We start from the raw sequence: 17,785 nt of genomic DNA, 5'->3' as shown, positions 1-17,785 counted from the left end.
GTCACGTCCCCTTCGGACTCTCACTGACCTCGGGGACCGCCTGCGGCCCAGGACAGTATCGACGTCCACAGTGCCGCGTAGTGCTCCCACTCCACGAACTCCGGCGGGGCCCAGTGTGGGGCGAGGTCCGAGGTGAAAGCCACCGAACGGCCCCGGCCGTACTCCCCCACCACCAGCAGCGGGTCATCACCGGTCCGCGCGACGACGGTGGAACCCTCCTTCGGGAAGGTCCGGTTGTAGCCCAGCAGCATCGGCCACTCGCCCGGCGTGCCGCCCAGCACCGGATGGGCCGGGTCGCACACATCCACCTTCAGCCCGTCGGAAATCTCAACCCGATCGTCGGTGGGCATCAGGTCCACCGGCAGCACGTCCGCCAGCGGGCTCATCCCGTAGCGCGCCTTGCCGTCGATCCCGGTGAACGACAGATACCCCCCGATCATCACCAACCCACCACCGCGGCCGACGTAGTCCGCCACCAGGCCCAGCTTGTTCGGGGACTTCTCCGAGCGCAGGAACGTCTCATCAGGCAACAGGAACGAGTTCGACCCGATGTCGGAGATGACCACGACGTCGAACGCGTCCAGCGCCTCCGCCGTCTTCGGGAACAGCGCGCTGATCTCGTGACCACGCACGTAGGTCAGCTCATGACCCGCCGCCCGCACGCAATCCAGGAAGACGCCGGCCCCCTCCTCGTACTCGGTGGAGTGGAACTGGTCGAAACCCTTCATGTGGATCGTGTGCTTGATCCAGGACTCACCCGCGACCAGGACGCGCAGCGGGGATGTGCTCAGGTTGTCGGGCACGTGCCCTCCTCTCGTGATAAACGTTTCTGCTGACGGCGTACATGCCGCCAGTGCGCGGCCCCTACCGGCCGAAAGTAGCCAGGTCGGCGAGAACTGGCAAGAGGTAGGAACGTTTCCATCCGGTAAGCAGAGGTCGAGCGGCTGAACGATGCGCCTCTGGAGCGCGGCCCGGGGGCTCACCCGACCGGACGGCCCGTCGGGAGACTCGCTGGGTGGCCGACTCCTACCGCAACCACTACCGGATGGCGTGCGGGCCTGCCGAGCAAACGGGCCGGTAACCCCTCGGCACCCTCGGGGGCCCAGACACGCAGCTCCAGCGGCCTGCCGGGTGCTTCGTCACCGCTGGAGAGCGCGCGTACCGATCAATTGGCCCGTTGACAAGCCGAGGAGCGGAGGCCAGACTCAGGCGCCATGTTGGACGTTTGTTCAAAGTAGCCCGGAAGATCGGGCCGACACAGGGCGGCGAGTTCGTCAGGAAGCTCGACCCCCTGTGACGGAGGCCGAGGTGGTCGCCGTGTGCAGGTCGATTCATCGCGAAGGGTGGGTTCCTCAGGTGGTCCGTAAGACCAGAGAGCTGGAGCGTGCTGCTCAGGCAGTGCGTTCGGCCGTCGAGGCGCTTGCGTCAGGTGGGCTGGTCGTAGTCGCCGATGACCATGAACGCGAGAACGAGGGCGATCTGATCGCGGCGGGCGCTCTGATAACCGCGGACGCGGTGGCCTTCATGGTGCGGCACACGACCGGCATCCTGTGTGCTCCGATGCCTGCCGCCCGCGCTCGGGAGCTGGGGCTTGGGGACATGGTCCCGAAAAACACGGACCCCCACGGCACCGCGTTCACGATCACCGTCGACCACGGCAGCTGCGGAACGGGCGTGTCGGCACAGGATCGAGCCCTGACTCTGCAGGCCCTGGCCGACCCGGCGGCTGTTGCATCGGAGTTCACCCGGCCCGGCCACATCTTCCCGCTGAAGGCCCGCGAGGGCGGAGTGCTCACCCGTCCCGGGCACACGGAGGCCGCTGTCGACCTCCTGCACCGAACCGACCTCCCGCCAGTCGCGGTGATCAGCGAGATCATCGACGAGGACGGTGATATGGCGCGCGGAGACACGCTCAAGCGGTTCGCCGCGGAGCACGGGCTGCCCTTCCTGACGATCGCGGACCTGATCAAGGTCCGCGACGCGGAGCGTGCCGAGGTGCGACGAGTCGCAACGGCGGCGCTGCCCACGGTGTTCGGCGACTTTCAGGCCGCGGCCTACCGCACCCGCGACGGCGCCGAGCACCTGGCGATCGTGCTCGGCGACGTCGCTGCACAGGGGGTATCCGAAGATGGTGTCCTGGTCCGGGTACACAGCGAATGTCTCACCGGAGACATCATCGGCTCGCTGCGCTGCGACTGCGGCGCCCAGCTCGAGCACGCGCTCGCCGCGATCACCCGCGAAGGCTGTGGCGCCGTCATCTACCTGCGAGGCCACGAAGGCCGCGGAATCGGGCTGGCCAACAAGATCACCGCATACAGCCTCCAGGATGACGGCCTCGACACCGTCGATGCCAACGTCGTCCAGGGCCTACCGGTCGATGCCCGCGACTACGGGCACGCTGCGGGCATCCTGGCCGATCTCGGTGTCCACAACGTTCGCCTCATCAGCAACAACCCAGCAAAGAGCGTCGCGCTCCGCGAGCATGGGCTGTCCGTGGTCGAACAAGTCGGAGTCCCCTACGCGGAAAACCCACACAACGTGCGGTACCTCAGAGCGAAGGAGAATCGCATGGGGCACCAGAAATTCGACATAGTCGCGATGTAGGGAATGATTGTGTTCACCCTACGTGCGGTGCAGGAATATCGCGCATCGCTCCGCAACGTCCGAGGCAAGAACATAGGAGAAGGCATCGAGGTGGGTGGCTCGGTCAGCGCGGTGTTCGACGGTTCCAACCACATCTTCTGACCGGTCGGATGGCCGACCGCCTGCGATTTAAGGAGACGCTCATGTTGCTCGACCCCCTCAAGGTTCGGGGCCTGGAGCTGCCGAATCGGGTCGTCATGGCGCCGATGTCGCAGCGCTCCGCTGACGAGACCGGGTGCGCGAGTAGTTGGCATCTGGTGCACTACGGCTCGCGTGCGGTCGGTGGTGTCGGGCTCGTGATGATCGAGGACTCGGCGGTCTCGCCCGAGGGCCGCGGCCACGGCGGCGCTCTTGGCCTCTACACCGATGAGCAGGCCGCGGCGCTGGCGCCCATCGTGGAGTTCTGCCACGAGCAGGGGGCCAAGGTCGGTGTGCAGCTCGGGCACACCGGGCGGAAGGCCTTCACCGACAGCGCCGCGCTCAACCAGGTCGTAGGCGCTACCGGGGCGCCCTTCAACGCCTCAAGCCACCAGCCCCACGCGCTGACCGACGAGGAGATCTGCGACCTGGTCGCTGCGTTCGGGCAGGCCGCAGCCAGGGCGAGTCAGGTCGGCGTTGACGTGATCGAGATCCACGCCTCGAACGGGTACCTCATTCACGAGTTCCTTTCGCCGCTGACCAACCACCGCTCAGGCCCGTACGGCGGCGGCCCCGAGGCCAACAGTCGCTTCCTGCTGGAAATCGTGGAACAGGTACGCGCAGCCTGCGGGCCGGGAATGCCGCTGTTCGTCCGGCTGGCGATCGACGACCTCGCCGACGGCGGCTGGCATGCTGACGACGCCATCCCGGTCATCCACCAACTCAGCCGGGCCGGCTGCGATGCCATCGACGCCGCGGCCGGCGGCGCAGTCGAGGGCGCGTCATCGTTCGAGATCCCGGTCGACTTCCGCAACCTCGCCGCACAGGTCCGCGAACGCACTGGTATGCCGACCATCGTCGCCGGCGGCATCAGCAGCGCAGAAGCAGCCGAAGCCGCGCTTGCCGGCAGGGACTGCGACCTCGTCGCGATCGGACGGCTCCTGCTCACCAACCCCTTCTGGGTCAACTCCCTGAAGGAGCCGACACAGGCCAAATGACCACACCCACGCAAGACCAACCTCGACGCCCAAGCGCACCCTGCTGCCAGGCCATTCCCGAACGAGCGCACGTCCAAGCAGTCCGTCGCTGAGTGGGCCTTACTTGGCCACACAACGCCGCACTCCGACCTCGGGTGGAGTGGCGAGAACCTAGCCTCGCCCCACGTTGTCGCAGCTGGTCTGCGGAGCGTCGGATTCGGCCTCACCCGTTCCTTCCTCTTCACACACGATTCCCGATAATGGAGTGAGTTATGGCACTGAAGTTCTGGGTGACGGCACCCTTCTTCTACTCGGACATGGACCGTCCGTGGGGCGAGCTCCTGCAGGACATGCTGACGATCGTCGACACCGCCGAGCGGCTCGGTTTCGAGGGCGTCGCGATCAACGAGAACGTGTTCCAGAACTACGTCGCGAACCCCAGCGCCCTGGCCTTCGCCGCGCTCGCGGCGGCCCGCACCACGCGGCTGCGGATCCTGCCCGGCGTGGTGGTGCTCCCGAGCTATAACCCGCTACTGATCGCGTCGGAGATGGCGATGCTGGACCACCTGGCGCCGGGCCGCCTGGGTATCGGTGTGGCCCGGGGCGGCGGCCGGTACCAGCTGGACCGGATCGGGGTGGACCCCGCCAAGTCGCGGGAGATCTACGAGGAGGCGCTGGAGATCATCCAGAAGGTGTGGGTCGAGGACAACGTGACCTACGACGGCCGCTACTTCTCGTTCCCGCGCACCACGCTCGTGCCCAAGCCCGCCACTCAGCCCGGCCCTGACCTGTGGGTCGCCTCGCAGAGCGTCGATGGCGTGCGGAAGGTGGCCGCGCAGGGGCACAACCTGCTCACGGCGCCCAACTGGGGCAACTTCGAGCCGCACGGGGACCTCGAGGCGCTCCTCGAGGCCTTCAACGCCGCGGCCGCCGAGAGCGGCTCGCCGCGCGGCGAAGTCATGGTCTACCGGCACACGTGGCTGGGGCGGACCGAGGCCGACGCGCTCGAGTTCTTCGACGACATGGTCAGCGAGTACAACCACTACCTCGCGCTCACCCAGACCGTCAGCCAGGGCACCCGTGAGGACCGCCTCAAGGCGCGTGGCACGGGCGAGAAAGTCGAGTTCGTGGAGGCCGGCCGCGTCGTGCCCGCGAACGAGTCGCCGTCGTCGGAAGGCCTCTGGGAGAAGTACTCCGACCCGGTCCTCACCACGGCGGACAAGATGATCGAGCGGTTCAAGCAGATGGAGGCGATGGGCGTCGACCACCTCGCCTGCCTGATCGCCTGGGGCCAGCCCATCGAGGCGGTCGTCGCCCAGATGGAGCTGATGGCCGAGCAGGTCCTGCCCGCCTTCGCCGAGGGCCCCACGCCCTCCAGGGCCTGACCGCCTCAGCGGCTCGGCGACATGCGGGGGCTCGGCGACATGCAGGCGGCTGTCGCCGAGCTCCCTGCCCCAGACATACCCACCTACCAGCGGGACGGTGAACAGGTGAACGACATCGCCATCGAGGGCGGCCTGGTCTGGGCCGCCCCAGGCACACACCACGTGAACGGCCTCGTCGTCATCCAGAACGGGATCATCACGTACGTCGGGCCCGCCGACGATGCCGCGGTGCCCGCCGGGACACGACGTATCGACGCGACCGGCTGCACCGTCCTGCCCGGTCTGATCGACGTGCACGTGCACCTGACGACCAACTCCGACCACGACAACGTGGTGGCGAGCAGCGCCTTCCGCGGGCAGGTGACCAAGCCGGCGAAGCTGCTGCACGGGCTGCGCAACGCCCATCGCGCCCTCGCAGCCGGCTTCACCACCTTGCGGGTGATGGGACACCGCGACGTCGGAGAGATCGAGCTGCGCGACTTCGTCGAGCGGGGCCTGACCGTCGGCCCGCGGCTGCTGGTCTCCCCGTGGTGGATCACCATGACCAACGGCCACGGCGACCTGTTCTACCCGCCCTACACCCCCCGCCGCCGCTGGGACACCGCCGACGGCGTCGACGAGTGCCGCAAGCTTGTCCGGCTGCAAGCTCGCGAGGGCGCCGACTTCATCAAAGTCATGGCCAGCGGCGGAATGTCACCCGGCGAGCAGCCCCACTGGCCGAACTACACCGTCGCCGAGCTCACCGCGATCGTCGACGAGGCACACGACCTCGACCTACGGGTCGCCGCACACGCACTGTCGATCGACGGGATCCGCCGCAGCCTCGCCGCCGGGGTCGACAGTATCGAGCACGGCTCCTACCTGGACGAGCCCACCGCCAAGGAGATGGCCGAGCGTGGCACCTACCTGGTGCCGACCATGGCCTTCAACGACTGGTGCCAACGCGAAGGAACCCGCCGCGGACTCACCCCCGAGGGCGTGGAGGACCTGCGCGACGCCCATGACCGCACGCTCGAGGCCTTCGCCATCGCCCGCCAGGCCGGAGTCCGGATCGCCATGGGCACCGACTCCTCCGGCACGCTGTGCCCCTTCGGTGCACACGCCCGGGAGCTGGAGCTCTACGTCGAGCACGGCATGACACCGGAGGAAGCCCTGACCACGGCCACGACTACCGCGGCCGCGCTGCTCCAGCGCGAACACCAGATCGGCAAGCTCGCGGCCGGCTTCGCCGGGGACGTCGTGGTCGTCACCGGCGACGTGCTGTCCGATATCCGACTGCTCGGTGACCAGAGCAACATCGCGCACGTCCTCACCGCCGGTGTGGACCGCAGCGACTATCTCGCCGCTGCGGCGTCGGTCCTCAGTTGACCGCGGCGCCAGGTCGAGCGGGCCACCACAGGGAAAGCAGGAATGCATGAGTTGGGTTCGTGTTCGGGGCTTCGACTGCTTCGTGGCGGAGTTCGGCAGCGGTGACCGCTCTATCGTGTTGATTCACGGGTGGTGCAGCGACTCGACCGACTGGGTCGACCAGATTTCTGCTTTCGCCGGCGACGCGCGTGTTGTGACACTCGACCTGCGGGGGCACGGGCATTCCGAACGGACCGCGAGCGGGTACGGGAGCGTGGAGCTCGCCGAGGACGTGATCGCCGTCCTCGACCATCTGGGCCTGAGCGACAGCCATCTGGTCGGGCACTCCCTGGGCGGCATCATCGCCAACCTGGTCGCTGTGCGCCGCCCGGACCTGGCCCGCTCGGTCCTGCTGATCGACCCGGCCTACGGACAGCCCGGGGAGTGGGAGGGCCAGGTTCGCGCGACCATCGGCGACCCGGCTTCCGCCGACAGCGCAGAACGCGCCGCGGTGGCAGCCGACCTCGAGCCGGAGGTACACAACAGCGTCACCGCCGCCCGCCGGATCCGACGCCGGCTACAGGCGCTCGCACTCGGCCCCGAAGTCGTCTGGCCCACCTATGCCGGCATGTGGTGCGGCGAGGGCGCGCCGGGGCTTCGCCCGCAGACCGAACGCGCGATCCGCGAGCGCCGCCAGCCGACACTGTGCATCTACGCCTACGAGCCGACCTACACCTGGGAGTCGCACCTCGTCGACGAGCTCGGTCTCGATGCCCGAGTCGAGCTCTGGACAGGCGTCACCCACTTCCTGCACCAGGACGACCCGGAGCGGTTCAACAAAGTCGCATCAGCCTGGTTCGACACGAATCGCCTGTAACCCTAACAAGTACTCCGTCAGCACTTCTGGCCACAGAAAGGAAGCGGCAGAATGCCCTACAGCGAGGTGAAGGTTTTCGAGGATCGCTTCGAGGACCCGTCATTCTCGCAGCGGATGGTCGAGGCAGTCACACAGGCCATGACCTCCGTGCTCGGCGAGGAGGTCGGTGCGGAGTCGACCGTCATCGTCGAAGGCGTCCCGCGCAACCGCTGGGGCCACGGCGGCAAGCTGATGGGCTGACCCCACAGGCGGCGCGCACTGCTCCCTGATGCGCGCCGCTCAAATCTCACTCGCGTGACTTCGACAACCCGAGCCGAAACGGAAATCAATGGCCTCGAAACTGAGTATCGGTCCGCTGCCCGTTGACCAGGCGGAGTTGAGGCGAGCCTACAGCTGTTTCCCCAGCGGCGTGACCGCTGTCTGTGCGCTGGACGACGAGGAGCCCGTCGGGATCGCGGCGAGCTCGTTCACCTCTGTCTCGATCACTCCACCGCTGGTGTCGGTCTGTGTGGCACACAGCTCGACGACTTGGCCGCGGTTGCGGCAGCTGCCCCGGCTGGGGGTGAGCGTGCTCGCCGACGGCCAGGAGGCGCTGTGCCGCTCACTCGCGGCGAAGGACCGCGACCGGTTCGCCGACGTGCCGTGGGAGCCCAGCGAAGACGGCGCCATCTTCGTCAGGGGCGCTACAGCATGGCTCGAGTGCTCGGTGCACTCCGAGGTGACCGCGGGCGACCACGACATCGTGCTGCTGCAGATCCACCGTCTGACCGCAGATCCCCGCAACGAGCCGCTGGTCTTCCACAGCAGCCGGTTCCGTCGCCTCATCGCACTCGAATCCTGACCGGGCAGCCATGTCGCGAGCCGGGCAGTCCCAACCCCTCTCACCCGTGGGCCGCATCTGGGGTGTCCGCTCGACGGGTCCGCCGCGACACGGCCGACCCGCCGCCCATGCTTGCGGCTGGTGGACCGTTCCCCCAACCCCCACAGCCGTCATGCAGCCCCGACGATGACATCAGCCACGGCCGTCGCAACCGGCACGGTCCCCAGGCCAGACCCGCTTCGCCTCCCGAAGACCGGCGGAGCGTCCTACCGCGGACGTAACGAGACAGTATGGTTCTCCCAGCGTCAACGAGGACCGGGCAGGTGGAAGGGAATTGTGGAGTGCGAGCGAGACCTCGTTCCGATGCCACCCGCCTCACCCTCCTCAATGCAGCCCTCGATGTTGCTGCCGAGTACGGGGTCAAGGGCGTCACCCACCGACGGGTCGCCAGCGCCGCCGGCCTGTCCCTCGGGCTGACCAGCTACCACTTCGCCAACCTCGACGATCTACTACTCGAGGCGTTCCGGCTCTTCGTCTCGCACACCTCGGCCCTGTACGAGCGTCAGTTCCACGAAGCCACCGACCTCGAGTCCATGATCGACGCGGCCCTCGCGGTCGTGAACGCGCTCAAGGACAGTGCCCGAGAACGCACCTTGCTCTACGAGCTCTACGCCCAGAGCGTCCGCGACCCCGCCTACCGAGAGCTCGTCATTTCCTGGGCAGAATCAGCACGCGCGGGCGTGGAACGTCTCTACAGCGCACGCACTGCCCGGTTCCTCGAGGCCGCCTGGGAAGGCGCCAACGCGCAGCTGATCCAAGGTCGCGACGATCAGTCCGAGGATGAACTACGCGACCTGTTCCGCCTGATCCTGCTTCAAGACTCGAACGAGCTCACAGGTGGCACAACCGCAGCCACCCCTCGCGGCTGAGAGCGTGTTTGAGAAGATCAACTGGCGGTTGTGGAGGTGCGGCGTTGGGGTAGTAGGCCCGCCGCGGGCGAGGCGTCGGGTGATGGTGTTGATCGCGGCCCATCGAATCATGGCCTCGGAGACGGCGGGGTCGCGTTCGTAGTCGCGGGTCAGGCGCCGGTGTGCGGCCAGGCGGCCGAGACTGCGTTCGACTACCCAGCGGCGGGGGATGACCGCGAGCCCGCGCTCACCTGCAGATTTGCGCCCGACCTCGATCGTGGTGCACAGGAAGGTCTGAGCCCACGCGAGTAGGCGCCCGGCGAAGCCGCCGTCGGCGAAGACGAACCGCCCCGGGGTGGTGAGGTAGGTCCAGAGCAGGACGGTCTTCGCGCCGGCAGCACCACCAGCACCAGGACCATCAGCACCGTGATCGGCACGACCGAAGCGCTCCTGGCGCGGCCGGCTGGCAGCTCGCGGGGCCGACCTGACTGTCCTGCGTGCCATCCAGCGCCGCTCCCTCAGCTCAGCGTGTGCCCGGAGGGACCCGATGACCACCGCCTGAGCCAGTGGCGCCGGCAGTCCTAGAACAGCGGCGGCGGCGATCGGGGCCGGCACCCCGGTGCGGACCAGCGCGACGACGGCGACCGGGCCGACCGCGGCCATGGTGGCCGAGGCGGTGAGCGGAATGGCGATCGCCACCATGATGACGCCGATGGCGATGGCCATGGCCATGGCCATGGCCATGGCCATGGCCGATGGCGATGGCCATGATCCACGCGGGGGCGTCCAGCCCGATCAGCACGCCTTCGAGCTTGTCGAGCGAGACGACGAAGGCCGTCGCCGAGCGACCTCGCTCGCCGACGGCCCGGGGCAGGCCTGTCGGGAAGGGGCGGCGCAGGGCGGTACTCCCTCCCCGGCTCAGGTCGGTCCGCACGGGACCCCGGGCCCGCAGCGCCGCCAGGATCCCAACGGTCGTGTGCAAGTTGGTCAGGACGTCCATCAACGCGGCCCCGGCCTTCAAGGGCTCCCCAGGGGCCGGCGCCGGTCGTGCTCATCAGCCGCCGATCGCCTGCACCACTAGGTCATAACCGGGCAGGTCGGCCCCGGCTCCCGCCCCGAACCCGGAGACCGAGCAGTACACGAGCCGCGGGTCAAGCAGCGCCGCGTCCGCAGCGGCCAGTCCTCAGCGGTCCGGGCCGCTCCACCTCGACGACATCCTCGTCGGTCAGCACGGACTCCAGGCCGTTCGCGTGCCGCAGCGTTCGACAGCGAGCCCTGCACGGAGACGACGCTGCGGAACCCGCTGTCCGCACCTCCGGCTCTGCGCAGCCCGGCCCGTAGGACACCGCATCGCGCCCGCGCAGTCGTAGCCCTGCAGGTGCATGCCCAGCACCCCGAGCGCCCCGAGCTCCTTGGCGATCTCGTGCGGCGGGGCCTCACTCACCGAGTCGTCGGTCAAGACCCGGCGGACGGGGTCCGCCGGCAGCGGAGCGCAGGACACGACGTCGCGTCACGACGGCACCAGGTCCCGGCCGAGCGCGTAGGCCGCGCGCAGGTCGAGGCCCTCGTAGACGACGGCGCACCGGTCGCGCAGCACGTCGGTGGGGTTGATCCCGACGGTGCGGGTGAGCCGCTCGAACAGCAGCACGTCGGAGCGGGAGTCGCCGTAGGCCGTGCAGTCGTCCTCGCTCAGCCCGAGGTCCGCGAGCAGGCCCAGGGTGATGTCGACCTTGTCCTGCAGGGTGAGCAGCGAATCCGTGGTCGGCGGGCGGCCGGGCGCGACGTCCGAGCCGAACGTCCGGTGCGCACCCCACCCCTCCAGCCTGCGCACGAAGAAGTGCGGGGACTGGGAGATCACGGCGATGTGTTCGCCGCGGGCCCGGATGTCCGCGAAGACCTCCGGGACGCCTTCGATCCAGGCGGCGGCTGCGAAGGCGGCGTCGATCTCGGCATCGGAGGCGTCCATCCAGAGGGGCAGCACCGACTCCCAGAACTGCAGGTCGGTCAGCTGTCCGGCGTTCCAGGCCCGTTCGACGGCGTCCGCGACCTCGAACGTGCCGAGGTGGCGCGACAGTTCCACGGTGGCGGCGCCGCGCAGCAGCGTGCCGTCCATGTCGAAGACGTGCAGGCGGGTCATGGTTCTCCTAGCGGGTGGCTCGGCGCGCCGCCGGGGAGGGGATGGGCGGGGCGCCGGACGACTGCGTCAGGCCCAGACGGCCATCTCAGTCGAGACGGTCAGCATCGGACCGACATGGTCTATGTAGTAGGACTCCGAACCTCACGCTTACCAGTTCGCGATCAGCTCGCTGAAGTCTCACTTCCTGAGCAGCTTGCCGTCACGGAACACCGGCTGCAGCACGTGCTCCGGCTCGATGTAACTGGACACATACTCTGTGCCCTTCGGGTACAGCGGGTAATGGCAGTGCTTGTCGTTGTCCGTGTCGGTGATCAGGTCGTCGAGATACCCCTCTGTTCACCCGCGTGAGAGTCGTTCCTAGTCAGACGGCGCTTCACGGGATCGCATGAGCTCAGTCCTCCCGGCGCCGCTGGCGAGCACCGGTTCGTTTTCACTGCTCAGGCGGTGACCACCGGGGCGGCGTCGAGGACCCGCCGCCGCATCGTCGCGAACAGAGGTCCGCCAGCCTCGGCGGCGCTCAGCGCCGCGACCCACTCCGGGTCGGCCAGCATCGCGTTCCACTTCCGTTCGAGGTCGGCGAGGTCGTCGAACCGCAGGGTGTAGACGAGTTCGCCCCAGGAGTGCTCGCCGATCATGGTACGGCCGGCGCTGACCAGCTCCATGCCGTGCTTGGCCAGCATCGGCAGGGTGGCGGAGGTGAAGAGGTCGATCACCGCCCCGAGCCGCCCCGGGACGGCCACGTACTCGCGGACCTCGTAGATCACGCCCGCTCCTGTCCGGCGAAGGCGGGCAGGACCTGCTCGGCCATCAGCTCCATCTGGGCGACGACCGCCTCGATGGGCTGGCCCCAGGCGATCAGGCAGGCGAGGTGGTCGACGCCCATCGCCTCCATCTGCTTGAACCGCTCGATCATCTTGTCCGCCGTGGTGAGGACCGGGTCGGAGTACTTCTCCCAGAGGCCTTCCGACGACGGCGACTCGTTCGCGGGCACGACGCGGCCGGCCTCCACGAACTCGACTTTCTCGCCCGTGCCACGCGCCTTGAGGCGGTCCTCACGGGTGCCCTGGCTGACGGTCTGGGTGAGCGCGAGGTAGTGGTTGTACTCGCTGACCATGTCGTCGAAGAACTCGAGCGCGTCGGCCTCGGTCCGCCCCAGCCACGTGTGCCGGTAGACCATGACTTCGCCGCGCGGCGAGCCGCTCTCGGCGGCCGCGGCGTTGAAGGCCTCGAGGAGCGCCTCGAGGTCCCCGTGCGGCTCGAAGTTGCCCCAGTTGGGCGCCGTGAGCAGGTTGTGCCCCTGCGCGGCCACCTTCCGCACGCCATCGACGCTCTGCGAGGCGACCCACAGGTCAGGGCCGGGCTGAGTGGCGGGCTTGGGCACGAGCGTGGTGCGCGGGAACGAGAAGTAGCGGCCGTCGTAGGTCACGTTGTCCTCGACCCACACCTTCTGGATGATCTCCAGCGCCTCCTCGTAGATCTCCCGCGACTTGGCGGGGTCCACCCCGATCCGGTCCAGCTGGTACCGGCCGCCGCCCCGGGCCACACCGATACCCAGGCGGCCCGGCGCCAGGTGGTCCAGCATCGCCATCTCCGACGCGATCAGTAGCGGGTTATAGCTCGGGAGCACCACCACGCCGGGCAGGATCCGCAGCCGCGTGGTGCGGGCCGCCGCGAGCGCGGCGAAGGCCAGGGCGCTGGGGTTCGCGACGTAGTTCTGGAACACGTTCTCGTTGATCGCGACGCCCTCGAAACCGAGCCGCTCGGCGGTGTCGACGATCGTCAGCATGTCCTGCAGGAGCTCGCCCCACGGACGGTCCATGTCCGAGTAGAAGAAGGGTGCCGTCACCCAGAACTTCAGTGCCATGTCGTCTCTCCTCTACGGCAGTCGGTATATAAACGTTTCCATGACTGTAGCGACCCCACCCGGGAAGCACCACCGTGTTCTCATCAAGTAAACCTAGAAGAGGTGGTTCTTGCCGCCGAAGACCTCGCTGACCGAGTCGTCGGTGAAGATTCGGCGGATGGAGTCGGCGAGCAGCGGGGCGCAGGATACGACGTCGATCGTCGACGGCGCGCCCGGGCGGAGCGGGATGGTGTCGGTGACGACGATCCGCTCGAACGGCGAGGCCGCGAGGTTCTCGTAGGCCCGCCCGCTGAACACCGGGTGCGTCGCCGCGGCGAACACCCGCCGCGCACCGGCCCGGGACACCGCCTCCCCCGCGGCGCGCAACGTGCCCGCGGTGTCGATGATGTCGTCGACGATGATCGCGGTCTTCCCTCGCACGTCCCCGATCACGTGCCCGATCTCGGCCACCTGCTGGGCGGGTCGCTCCTTGTCCAGGATCGCGAGCCCGGCGCCCATCCGGGTCGCGAACTGCTTGTTCAGCTTGACCCGGCCCGCGTCCGGCGCGACCACCACAAGATCGTCGTCCAGGCCGGCGAAGTGGTCGGCAAGCATCATCAGCGCGGTCATGTGGTCGACGGGTATTCCGAAGAACCCCTGCAGCTGCCCCGCATGCAGGTCCATGGTCAACACCCGGTCCACGCCGACCGCCTCGAGCGTGCGCGCGACCATCCGCGCCGAGATCGGCTCCCGCGGGGCGGACTTCTTGTCCTGCCGCGAATAGCCGTACCAGGGGGTCACCGCGATCACCCGGTGGGCGCTCGCCCCGACCGCCGCGTCCACCATGACCAGCAGCTCGAGCAGCGCGTCGTTGGCGTTGACCCCGGTCTCGGGATTGCCGCACATCGGCTGGACGAGGAACACGTCCGCACCGCGGATCGACTCGTCGAACCGGCAGTACATCTCGTCGTTGGAGAAGGTCTTGAGCGTGATCGGGCCGAGGTCGACACCGAGCTGGCGGGCGATCTCCTCGGCCAGGACGGGATTCGCCCGACCGGAGAACAGCATCAGCCGCTTGTCGTAGCCCCGCTGTAGCGACGCCGTCATGAATCCACCTTTCGTGGGGATCGTGGGGGCCGGCACATCAGCCCGGCCCCGTCGCTCCGTTGATCGCCGCAGCCCGTGGCATACCGGCCCGTGCCCCGACCGTGCCGACCGACAGCGAGGCCGCCGCCACGCCGCGCGCGCCGGCCTCGGACACGGTGGCGCCGGCGGCCAGTGCCACCGCGAGCACCCCGTTGAACGTGTCGCCCGCGCCCGTGGTGTCCCGGACCGTGGCGGGCGGGGCGGGCAGGGGCGTCGCCCCCCGCTCGGGGTCGATGACCAGCACGCCGTCGCCGCCGAGCGTCACCACGACAGGCGCGCCCGTCCGTGCAGTTACCGCGGCCGCCATCTCCGCCACCGATGCGGCCGTGTCCTCGCCCGTACCGTCCTCAAGCAGCGCGAAGAGGTCCCGCAGCTCGGACCGGTTGGGGGTGACGACCGGGCCGAGCCGGAGCAGGTCCACCAGCTCCGTGGTCACCGGCGCCGGGTTGAGCACGCACGGCAGGCCGTGCGCCGTCGCGGTGTCGACCGCCGCCGCCACCGCGTCCGGCGGAATCTCGGTGCTGACCAGCACACAGCCCGCCCACTCCGCCGACCGCGCCACGGCCTTGCGCACCGCCGCCGCGTCCACGGCCGCGTTCGCCCCGGCCCCCACGGCGATCTGGTTCTCCCCCTGCACGTCGACGACGATCAGGGCGACGCCGGTGGCGACACCCTCGAGCACCGCCACGTCCGTCACGTCGATCCCCTCCGCGCGCAGCTCCGCCAGGGCACCGGCCCCGGTGTCGTCCGCACCCACCGCGCCGCAATAGCGGACCTCGGCGCCGGCCCGGGCCGCGGCGACCGCCGCGTTCGCGCCCTTCCCGCCCCCATGCCGCTCGACGCCTGGACCGACCACGGTCTCCCCCGGCCCCGGCAGCCGGTCGGCCTGCACCACCAGGTCGACGTTGACCGCGCCGACCACCACCACCCGCGGCGTCATGCGACCACCGACGGCGCACACACAGAGTCCCGCACCTGAACAGTGGCCGGGGAGCTCGCCGATCGCGCCGGACTCGTCGTTCTCCAACAGGTCGAACAGAATGGTGGGCCGTTTGCGCCTGCGGGCGGGCTGTGTCACGTCACGTCCCCTTCGGACTCTCACTGACCTCGGGGACCGCCTGCGGCCCAGGACAGTATCGACGTCCACAGTGCCGCGTAGTGCTCCCACTCCACGAACTCCGGCGGGGCCCAGTGTGGGGCGAGGTCCGAGGTGAAGGCCACCGAGCGGCCCCTGCCGTACTCCCCCACCACCAGCAGCGGGTCGTCACCGGTCCGCGCGACGACGGTGGAGCCCTCCTTCGGGAAGGTCCGGTTGTAGCCCAGCAGCATCGGCCACTCCGCCGGCGTGCCACCCAGCACCGGATGGGCCGGGTCGCACACATCCACCTTCAGCCCGTCGGAAATCTCAACCCGGTCGTCGGTGGGCATCAGGTCCACCGGCAGCACGTCCGCCAGCGGGCTCATCCCGTAGCGCGCCTTACCGTCGATCCCGGTGAACGACAGATACCCCCCGATCATCACCAACCCACCACCGCGGCCGACGTAGTCCGCCACCAGGCCCAGCTTGTTCGGGGACTTCTCCGAGCGCAGGAACGTCTCATCAGGCAACAGGAACGAGTTCGACCCGATATCGGAGATGACGACGACATCGAACGCGTCGAGCGCCTCCGCCGTCTTCGGGAACAACGCGCTGATCTCGTGACCACGCACATAGGTCAACTCATGACCCGCCGCCCGCACGCAATCCAGGAAGACGCCGGCACCCTCCTCGTACTCGGTGGAGTGGAACTGGTCGAAACCCTTCATGTGGATCGTGTGCTTGATCCAGGACTCACCCGCGACCAGGACGCGCAGCGGGGATGTGCTCAGGTTGTCGGGCACGTGCCCTCCTCTCGGCTCGGTGTTGACTATAAACGATTCTTGTTACGGGCTGATAACGTCCGCCCGAGCGGGTTACGCGTCGGCCGGTGGTCGCCTCATAAGCTCACTCCCGAGAGCACGAGCAGCCGCGGTTCGGTGTAGTCCTCCATCGCGGCCCGCACTCCTTCGCGTCCGATACCGGACTCCTTGACCCCTCCGTACGGCATCTGCTCGGCACGGAAGGTTGGGATGTCGCCGACGATGACGCCTCCGACCTCCAGCTCCCGATGTGCGCGGAACGCCGTCTGAATGTCGTGGGTGAAGATCCCGGCCTGCAGGCCGAAGCGCGAGTCGTCCAGTGCCCGCAGGCCCTCGTCGACGCCGTCCACCGCCGCGACGGTCAGCACCGGACCGAAGGCCTCGTCCTGGCAGACCTGCGCGTCGGCCGGGGCGTCGACGAGCACGGTGGGAGAGACCAGCGCGTCGGTGACCTTCCCGCCGGTCAGAACCCGGGCCCCGCCCGCGACGGCTGCGGTGACCCACTCCCCGATCCGCTGTGCAGCTGCTCGGTTGATCAACGGCCCGACGGTGGTCGCCGGCGACCAGGGGTCACCCACGACGAGCTGCTCGACCTCGTCCACCAGCACGGGCAGGAACCGTTCGTACACCGTCCTGTCGACGAGGACGCGCTGCACCGAGATGCAGGACTGGCCGCCCTGGGCGTTTGCGCCGGTCGCGATCCGCCGGGCCGCCTGCCGCAGGTCGGCATCCGAACTCCAGTCCGGACAGATCAGCACCCCTGCGTTGCCGCCGAGCTCCAGAGTGACGTGCTTGCGGGGCACCGCGTCTCGGATGGCCCAGCCGACCGGTCCGGACCCGGTGAACGACACCACGGGCATCCGCGGGTCGGCGACGAGACCGGCAGCGACCTCGTCGTCCACCGTGAGCACCGAGAACGCGCCCGCCGGTAGCCCGCACTCGGCCAGGATCTCGCCCAGCAACAGGGCGCTGAGCGGCGTCTTCGGCGCGGGTTTGAGCACGATGGGCGCGCCCACCGCCAGGGCGGGCGCGATCTTGTGGGCGGCCAGGTTCACCGGGAAGTTGAAGGGTGTGATGCCCAGGACTGGACCCGGGGGAACCGGCGCTGCAGGGCCAGGCGTCCGTCTCCGCCCGGCTCGCTGTCCAGTCGCTGGAGCTCACCCGACCACCGCACCGCCTCCTCCGACGCCCACCGGAAGGTCAGGGCGGCGCGCTGCACCTCGGCTCGCGACCATGTGATCGGCTTGCCGCTCTCCCTGGTGATCGTGGCGGCGACCTCGTCCATGCGCTCGACCAGACCCGTGGCCGCCTGTCGGAGAGCGTCCGCGCGGCGGTGGGCGGGAACCGCGAGCAGGCTGCCGGCCGCCTCGTGGGCCAGCTGCAGCGCCTGCTCCACGTGCTCGGGGTCGGCGAGGGCGACCTCGGCCACGAGCTCGTCCGTCCAGGGGTTCCGGACCGGCAACGTTCCGGAACCGGACACCGGCTGCCCGGCGATCCAGGACCCCGCCCGCCGAACGGTCGTGGTGCGGGTCATGGTGTCGCCCACCCGGCGTCACGGGTGCTGGCGAGGGCGGTGGTGTCCTGTGGTCGGCTGAAGCGGACGAAGACGTCGTTCACGGGGCTTCCGATCAAGCGTGGGAGGGGGCGGGACGAGAACTCTGCGGG

17 protein-coding genes and 2 pseudogenes are annotated in these 17,785 nt (G+C 69.0%); 8 read left to right on the top strand and 11 right to left on the bottom strand.

Annotation, left to right across the window (positions count from 1 at the left end; all coding sequences use genetic code 11):
• Positions 1 to 20 precede the first annotated feature (20 nt).
• Complete coding sequence (locus tag WBK50_RS04225; protein ID WP_341334326.1) at positions 21 to 803, bottom strand: glutamine amidotransferase; 783 nt, start codon at positions 801 to 803, stop codon at positions 21 to 23.
• 490 nt (positions 804 to 1,293) lie between these two features.
• Between WBK50_RS04225 and ribA the strand changes: the two genes are divergently transcribed.
• The 8 genes from ribA (at position 1,294) to WBK50_RS04185 (ending at position 9,116) form a co-directional block, all read left to right on the top strand.
• The gene (gene ribA / locus WBK50_RS04220; RefSeq protein WP_341334325.1) at positions 1,294 to 2,604 is read left to right on the top strand and encodes a GTP cyclohydrolase II; all 1,311 of its coding nucleotides are present in this window, start codon (positions 1,294 to 1,296) and stop codon (positions 2,602 to 2,604) included.
• A gap of 182 nt (positions 2,605 to 2,786) precedes the next feature.
• Positions 2,787 to 3,779 carry an oxidoreductase gene (locus WBK50_RS04215; RefSeq protein WP_341334324.1) on the top strand — a complete coding sequence of 331 codons (993 nt, stop codon included), beginning with the start codon at positions 2,787 to 2,789 and terminating at the stop codon, positions 3,777 to 3,779.
• 251 nt (positions 3,780 to 4,030) lie between these two features.
• Positions 4,031 to 5,143 (top strand): LLM class flavin-dependent oxidoreductase, encoded by a 1,113-nt coding sequence (locus WBK50_RS04210; RefSeq protein ID WP_341334323.1) that lies wholly within the window; start codon positions 4,031 to 4,033, stop codon positions 5,141 to 5,143.
• 105 nt (positions 5,144 to 5,248) lie between these two features.
• Positions 5,249 to 6,511 carry a metal-dependent hydrolase family protein gene (locus tag WBK50_RS04205; protein ID WP_341334322.1) on the top strand — a complete coding sequence of 421 codons (1,263 nt, stop codon included), beginning with the start codon at positions 5,249 to 5,251 and terminating at the stop codon, positions 6,509 to 6,511.
• Between the two features lie 82 nt (positions 6,512 to 6,593).
• Entirely contained in the window at positions 6,594 to 7,367 is a 774-nt protein-coding gene (locus tag WBK50_RS04200; RefSeq protein WP_341334321.1) for an alpha/beta fold hydrolase, read from the top strand.
• 51 nt (positions 7,368 to 7,418) lie between these two features.
• On the top strand, positions 7,419 to 7,607 hold the full coding sequence (locus WBK50_RS04195; RefSeq protein ID WP_341334320.1) for a tautomerase family protein: 189 nt from the start codon (positions 7,419 to 7,421) through the stop codon (positions 7,605 to 7,607).
• Between the two features lie 88 nt (positions 7,608 to 7,695).
• Positions 7,696 to 8,208 carry a flavin reductase family protein gene (locus WBK50_RS04190; RefSeq protein ID WP_341334319.1) on the top strand — a complete coding sequence of 171 codons (513 nt, stop codon included), beginning with the start codon at positions 7,696 to 7,698 and terminating at the stop codon, positions 8,206 to 8,208.
• 320 nt (positions 8,209 to 8,528) lie between these two features.
• The gene (locus WBK50_RS04185; RefSeq protein WP_341334318.1) at positions 8,529 to 9,116 is read left to right on the top strand and encodes a TetR/AcrR family transcriptional regulator; all 588 of its coding nucleotides are present in this window, start codon (positions 8,529 to 8,531) and stop codon (positions 9,114 to 9,116) included.
• Here WBK50_RS04185 and WBK50_RS04180 read toward each other — a convergent pair.
• The 10 genes and pseudogenes from WBK50_RS04180 to WBK50_RS04135 all read right to left on the bottom strand — a co-directional run bounded on the left by WBK50_RS04180 (position 9,033) and on the right by WBK50_RS04135 (position 17,654).
• Complete coding sequence (locus WBK50_RS04180; RefSeq protein ID WP_341334317.1) at positions 9,033 to 9,845, bottom strand: hypothetical protein; 813 nt, start codon at positions 9,843 to 9,845, stop codon at positions 9,033 to 9,035. The two genes, WBK50_RS04185 and WBK50_RS04180, sit on opposite strands and share 84 nt — an antisense overlap.
• Positions 9,846 to 10,035: 190 nt before the next feature.
• A pseudogene (locus WBK50_RS34920) lies at positions 10,036 to 10,278 on the bottom strand (CoA transferase); the annotation flags it as partial.
• Positions 10,279 to 10,605: 327 nt separating this feature from the next.
• Positions 10,606 to 11,232, bottom strand: coding sequence for an HAD family hydrolase (locus WBK50_RS04170; RefSeq protein ID WP_341334316.1), 627 nt, complete (start codon positions 11,230 to 11,232; stop codon positions 10,606 to 10,608).
• A gap of 177 nt (positions 11,233 to 11,409) precedes the next feature.
• Complete coding sequence (locus tag WBK50_RS04165; RefSeq protein WP_341339285.1) at positions 11,410 to 11,544, bottom strand: nicotinamide phosphoribosyltransferase domain-containing protein; 135 nt, start codon at positions 11,542 to 11,544, stop codon at positions 11,410 to 11,412.
• Positions 11,545 to 11,669: 125 nt separating this feature from the next.
• Positions 11,670 to 11,996, bottom strand: a complete 327-nt coding sequence (locus tag WBK50_RS04160; RefSeq protein WP_169385765.1) for an NIPSNAP family protein — start codon at positions 11,994 to 11,996, stop codon at positions 11,670 to 11,672.
• Entirely contained in the window at positions 11,993 to 13,096 is a 1,104-nt protein-coding gene (locus WBK50_RS04155) for an LLM class flavin-dependent oxidoreductase (protein WP_341334315.1), read from the bottom strand. Before WBK50_RS04155 ends, WBK50_RS04160 begins: the two co-directional genes overlap by 4 nt.
• A gap of 93 nt (positions 13,097 to 13,189) precedes the next feature.
• A complete protein-coding gene (locus WBK50_RS04150; protein ID WP_341334314.1) occupies positions 13,190 to 14,182 on the bottom strand; it encodes a ribose-phosphate diphosphokinase in 993 nt (330 codons plus the stop codon).
• Positions 14,183 to 14,219: 37 nt separating this feature from the next.
• Complete coding sequence (locus WBK50_RS04145) at positions 14,220 to 15,299, bottom strand: PfkB family carbohydrate kinase (protein WP_341334313.1); 1,080 nt, start codon at positions 15,297 to 15,299, stop codon at positions 14,220 to 14,222.
• A gap of 20 nt (positions 15,300 to 15,319) precedes the next feature.
• Positions 15,320 to 16,102: a glutamine amidotransferase gene (locus tag WBK50_RS04140; RefSeq protein WP_341334312.1), complete on the bottom strand. Its 783-nt coding sequence runs from the start codon at positions 16,100 to 16,102 to the stop codon at positions 15,320 to 15,322.
• Between the two features lie 95 nt (positions 16,103 to 16,197).
• Positions 16,198 to 17,654: pseudogene (locus WBK50_RS04135) on the bottom strand (aldehyde dehydrogenase family protein).
• Between the last annotated feature and the right edge of the window lie 131 nt (positions 17,655 to 17,785).

The sequence above is a fragment of the Pseudonocardia sp. T1-2H genome (assembly GCF_038039215.1).
Taxonomy (GTDB): Bacteria; Actinomycetota; Actinomycetes; order Mycobacteriales; family Pseudonocardiaceae; genus Pseudonocardia.
This window is presented reverse-complemented; position numbering and strand designations above follow the sequence as displayed.

Excerpts from the sequence above, each read along its gene's own strand:
- WBK50_RS04215 (WP_341334324.1), top strand. The coding sequence starts at position 2,787 with ATGTTGCTCGACCCCCTCAAGGTTCGGGGCCTGGAGCTGCCGAATCGG.
- WBK50_RS04210 (WP_341334323.1), top strand. The coding sequence starts at position 4,031 with ATGGCACTGAAGTTCTGGGTGACGGCACCCTTCTTCTACTCGGACATG.
- WBK50_RS04195 (WP_341334320.1), top strand. The coding sequence starts at position 7,419 with ATGCCCTACAGCGAGGTGAAGGTTTTCGAGGATCGCTTCGAGGACCCG.
- WBK50_RS04190 (WP_341334319.1), top strand. The coding sequence starts at position 7,696 with ATGGCCTCGAAACTGAGTATCGGTCCGCTGCCCGTTGACCAGGCGGAG.
- WBK50_RS04180 (WP_341334317.1), bottom strand. The coding sequence starts at position 9,845 with ATGGCCATGGCCATGGCCATGGCCATGGCCATCGCCATCGGCGTCATC.
- WBK50_RS04170 (WP_341334316.1), bottom strand. The coding sequence starts at position 11,232 with ATGACCCGCCTGCACGTCTTCGACATGGACGGCACGCTGCTGCGCGGC.
- WBK50_RS04155 (WP_341334315.1), bottom strand. The coding sequence starts at position 13,096 with ATGGCACTGAAGTTCTGGGTGACGGCACCCTTCTTCTACTCGGACATG.
- WBK50_RS04150 (WP_341334314.1), bottom strand. The coding sequence starts at position 14,182 with ATGACGGCGTCGCTACAGCGGGGCTACGACAAGCGGCTGATGCTGTTC.